The sequence below is a fragment of the Neisseria sp. P0021.S007 genome (genome assembly GCF_051956855.1).
In genome coordinates this window covers 1-566 of the sequence record NZ_JBQCXA010000923.1, presented here as the reverse complement: position 1 = coordinate 566, position 566 = coordinate 1, and the positions used below count along the sequence as shown (strand labels likewise).

At 58.7% G+C, this 566-nt stretch carries 1 pseudogene; it reads left to right on the top strand.

Annotated features, from left to right (window positions below):
• Positions 1-566: pseudogene (locus ACTHUR_RS16750) on the top strand (DNA mismatch repair protein MutS); the annotation flags it as partial.

Below are 566 nucleotides of genomic sequence, written 5' to 3'. Positions count from 1 at the left end.
AGGCTATTCGGCAGAACTCGACGAGTTGCGCCACATCCAAAACCACGGCGACGAATTCCTGCTCGACCTCGAAGCGCGCGAACGCGAACGCACCGGTCTCTCCACCCTCAAAGTCGAGTTCAACCGCGTCCACGGCTTCTACATCGAGCTATCCAAGGTCCAGGCCGAACAAGCCCCTGCCGACTACCAACGCCGCCAGACCCTCAAAAACGCCGAACGCTTCATCACCCCCGAACTCAAAACCTTCGAAGACAAAGTTCTGACCGCGCAAGAGCAAGCATTGGCATTGGAAAAACGCCTGTTTGAAGCCTTACTGAAAGAAGTTCAGACGGCCTTGCCGCAGCTTCAAAAAGCCGCCAAAGCCGCTGCTGCCCTCGACGTACTTTCTACGTTTGCCGCGATTGCCGCCGAACGCGGCTTCGTCTGCCCCGAGTTCGCCGACTACCCCGTCATCCATATCGAAAACGGTCGCCATCCCGTCGTCGAGCAACAAGTGCGCCACTTCACCGCCAACCACACCCGCCTCGACCACAAACACCGCCTCATGCTCCTGACCGGCCCCAACA